Consider the following 4,066-nt stretch of genomic DNA (forward strand, 5'->3'; position numbering starts at 1 on the left):
CCTCGGCGCGGCAGGCGCTGCTGGCCAGCCGCCTGGCCCTGGCCAATGCCGAGGCGCGGGTGGACCAGGCGGCGACCAATCTGGCGCGCGCCCGTATTGCCGAGGAAGAGGCCCAGCGCGACCTGGCCGAAACCACCCTGCGGGCGCCGTTTGGCGCGACGCTGAGCGAGGTGACGCTGGTGGAGGGGCGGCTGGTCTCGGCCAATGAAAAGCTGGCCATGCTGGTCGATCCCGACGCGCTGGAAGTGTCGTTCCGCATTTCTACCGCGCAATATGCCCGGCTGCTGGATGCCGACGGCCAGCTGATCCGCGCGCCGGTGCGCGCGGTGCTGGATGCCGATGGCGCCGACCTGGTGGCGCAGGGCCAGATCAGCCGCGACAGCGCCGGCCCGGGCGAGGGCCAGTCCGGCCGCGTGCTGTTTGCCCGGCTGGACAAGGCTCCGGGATTCAAGCCGGGCGATTTCGTCTCGGTCGAGGTCGAGGAGCCGCCGGTGGCCGAGGTGGCGTTGCTCCCGGCCTCGGCGCTGGATTCGGCGGGCACGGTTCTGGCGCTCGGCCCGGACAACCGGCTGGAGGCGATTGCGGTGACGCTGGTGCGGCGGCAGGGCAATGACGTGTTGCTGCGCGGCGAGGGGCTGGCCGGCCGTGACATCGTGGTCGGGCGCACGCCGCTGCTGGGCCCCGGTATCCGGGTGCGGCCGTTGCAGGACACCGGCGCCGCCACGCCCGCAGCCGAGGACGAGATGCTGGTGCTCAGCAGCGAACGGCGCGCCCGGCTGGTGGCCTTTGTCGAGGCCAGCACCCGGATGCCGGAAGAGGTAAAGGCGCAGCTGCTGAGCCAGCTGACCGGCGACAAGGTGCCGGCGGTGCTGGTGGCGCGGATCGAGTCGCGCATGGGGGGCTAGGCCATGGTGCGCGACATCCCGCGCGCGGCGGGGGGGCTGCTGTCCTATTTCACCCGGCACCGCACCGCCGCCAACCTGTTGCTGGTGGTGCTGCTGGTGCTGGGTGCAGCGGCGATCCCGAAGATGCGCTCGCAATTCTTTCCGGATGTGATCGTCGATCACGTCACCGTCACGGTCTATTGGGACGGCGCCGGGCCAAATGATGTCGATTCGGCGATTATCCAGCTGCTGGAGCCCTATCTGCTGGCGGTGGATGGGGTCACCGAAACCAGCGCCACCTCGCGCGAGAATGTTGGCCGGGTGCGGCTGGAATTCGAACCGGGCTGGGACATGGCACGCGCCGCCACCGATGTGAAGAACGCGGTGGACAACATCACCAATCTTCCGGAACAGGCCGACGACCCGATCGTGCGGCGCGGCGTCTGGCGCGACCGCGTCACCGATGTGGTGATCAGCGGGCCGCTGGCGCCGCAACAGCTGGGCCTGTTTGCCGATGAACTGGTGGTGCGCCTGTTCGAGGCCGGGGTCACCCGCACCACCATTCGCGGCGTCGCCGCGCCGCGCACCATCATCGAGGTGCCGTCGGAACAGCTGATCGCGCATGACGTCTCGATCGCCGAGATCGCCGCCGCGATCGGTGCCGAGGTCGAGGCCAACCCGGCCGGCGACATCACCGGCGCCAATGCCCGCGTGCGCACCGGGTCGGAAAAGCGCGCGCCGGAAGACCTGGCGCGGATCGTGCTGAAATCGAATGCCGACGGTTCGACCCTGACGGTGGGCGATGTGGCGACGATCCGGGTGGAAGGGGTGACGCGGTCGCATGGCTATTTCGTTGGCCGCGACCCGGCGATGTCGATCCGTGTCGACCGGGCCGAAAAAGGCGACGCCATCGACATCCAGCACCAGGTCGAGGATGTGGTGCAGGCGTTTCAGGCGGTGCTGCCGGAGGGCGTGTCGGCGCAGCTGATCCATACCCGCGCCGAGGCGATCACCGCGCGGCTGGACATCCTGGTGGACAACGGGCTGGTGGGGCTGGGCCTGGTGTTGATCCTGCTGTTCCTGTTCCTGAACGCGCGCATCGCCTTCTGGGTGGCGGCGGGCATACCGGCATCGATGTTCGCGGCGATCGCGCTGATGTATGCGGCGGGGCTGACGCTGAACATGATCAGCCTGTTCGGCCTTATCCTGACGCTCGGCATCGTGGTGGACGATGCCATCGTCGTCGGCGAACATGCCGATTTCCGCGCCCGCAAGCTGGGCGAACATCCGGTGGTGGCCTCGGAAAATGCGGCGCGGCGCATGGCGATGCCGGTCTTTGCGGCGACGCTGACCACCGTGATCGCCTTTTTCGGGCTGGTCACCATCGGCGGGCGCTTTGGCGATCTGATCCGCGACATACCCTTCACGGTGATCGTGGTGCTGTTGGCCTCGCTGGTGGAGTGTTTCCTGATCCTGCCCAACCACATGGCACATGCGCTGACCCATAGCGGCAAGCGGCACTGGTATGACTGGCCGAACCGCATGGTGAATGCCGGGTTTCAGCGGCTGCGCGATACCGCGTTCCGGCGGCTGATGGTCTGGGTGGTAAGGGCGCGTTACGTCGTGCTGGCCGGGGCGGCGGTGATCCTGGCCGGGCAGCTTGCGGTGTTCATCCGTGGCGAGGTGCCCTGGCGGTTCTTCAACGCGCCCGAACGCGGCACCGTCACCGGCAATTTCGCCATGGCCGAGGGCGCAACCCGCGACGACACCATGGCGATGATGTACGCGGTGCAGCGCGCCGCCGACGCCCTGGGCCAGGATTATGAACAGCGCTATGGGCTGAACCCGATCGACTTCGTGATCTCCGAGGTCGGTGGCAATGCCGGGCGCGGGCTGGCGGGGGTCGAGGCCAGGGATCGGGAACTGCTGGGCGCGGTCAGCATCGAGCTGATCGATGCCGATCTGCGCCCCTATTCCAGCTTTGCCTTTGTCGCCGATTTGCAGGATCGGGTTCAGCAGCATCCCAAGACCGAAATCCTGTCATTCCAGAGCTGGCGCTCGGGGCCGGGCGGCGATGCGCTGGACGTGCAGTTCTACGGCGCCAATGTGCAGACCCTGAAAGCTGCCAGCGAGGCGCTGCAGAGCGCGCTGCTGCGCTATCCCGAAGTGTCTGCGGTGCAGGACAACCTGGCCTATGACAAGGAAGAGATCGTGCTCGACCTGACCGCGCAGGGGCAGGCGCTGGGCTTTACCATCGACGATCTGGGCCAGGCGCTGCGGGCGCGGCTGAACGGGATCGAAGCGGCGACCTATCCCGACGGGCCGCGCAGCGCCGAGATCCGGGTGGAACTGCCCGAGAACGAGCTGACCGCCGATTTCCTCGAGCGGGCGCTGATGCGGGCGCCTTCGGGTGCCTACGTGCCGCTGTCCGATATCGTCAGCGTCACCCAGCGCACCGGGTTTTCCACCATCCAGCGCGAAAACGGCATCCGCCTGATCAACGTGACCGGCGACATTTCGGAAGACGACCCGCTGCGCGCCGAAGAGATCGGCACCGCGCTGGAACGGGTGATCCTGCCCGAGATCGCCAGCACCCATCAGGTGGAATGGAAACTTGCCGGGCTGAGCGAACAGGAAGACGCCTTTCTGGGCGATGCCACCAACGGCCTGATCCTGTGCCTGACCGGCATCTACCTGGTGTTGGCCTGGGTGTTTTCCAGCTGGACACGGCCGCTGGTGGTGATGGCGGTGATCCCTTTCGGCCTGGTCGGCGCGATCTGGGGCCACGCGCAGTGGGATGTGCCATTGTCGATGTTCACGGTGGTGGGTCTGCTGGGCATGACCGGGATCATCATCAACGACTCCATCGTGCTGGTGACCACCATCGACCAATATGCGCAGGAGCGCGGGCTGATCCCGTCGATCATCGAGGGCGCGATCGACCGGCTGCGGCCGGTGATGCTGACCACGCTGACCACCGTGCTGGGGCTGACGCCGTTGTTGTACGAGGGTTCGGTCGAGGCGCTGTTCCTGAAACCGACGGTGATCACCCTGGTTTACGGGCTGGGCTTTGGCATGTTCCTGGTGCTGCTGGTGGTGCCGGCGCTGGTGGCGGTGCAGGGCGACCTGACCCGCCCGCTGATCGCGCTGCGGCGGGCGCTGCGCGGCCCCAACCGCGCCCT

The 4,066-nt window shown here is 67.6% G+C and carries 2 protein-coding genes; both read left to right on the forward strand.

Going from position 1 to position 4,066, the window contains the following annotated elements:
* A partial coding sequence (locus CVM52_RS24185; RefSeq protein ID WP_133119972.1) for an efflux RND transporter periplasmic adaptor subunit occupies positions 1-905 on the forward strand: 905 nt, incomplete at its 5' end.
* Positions 906-908: 3 nt separating this feature from the next.
* On the forward strand, positions 909-4,066 hold a 3,158-nt coding region (locus CVM52_RS24190; protein ID WP_100164865.1), incomplete at its 3' end, for an efflux RND transporter permease subunit.

The organism is Pseudooceanicola lipolyticus (assembly GCF_002786325.1).
In the GTDB taxonomy this organism is placed as follows: domain Bacteria; phylum Pseudomonadota; class Alphaproteobacteria; order Rhodobacterales; family Rhodobacteraceae; genus Pseudooceanicola_C; species Pseudooceanicola_C lipolyticus.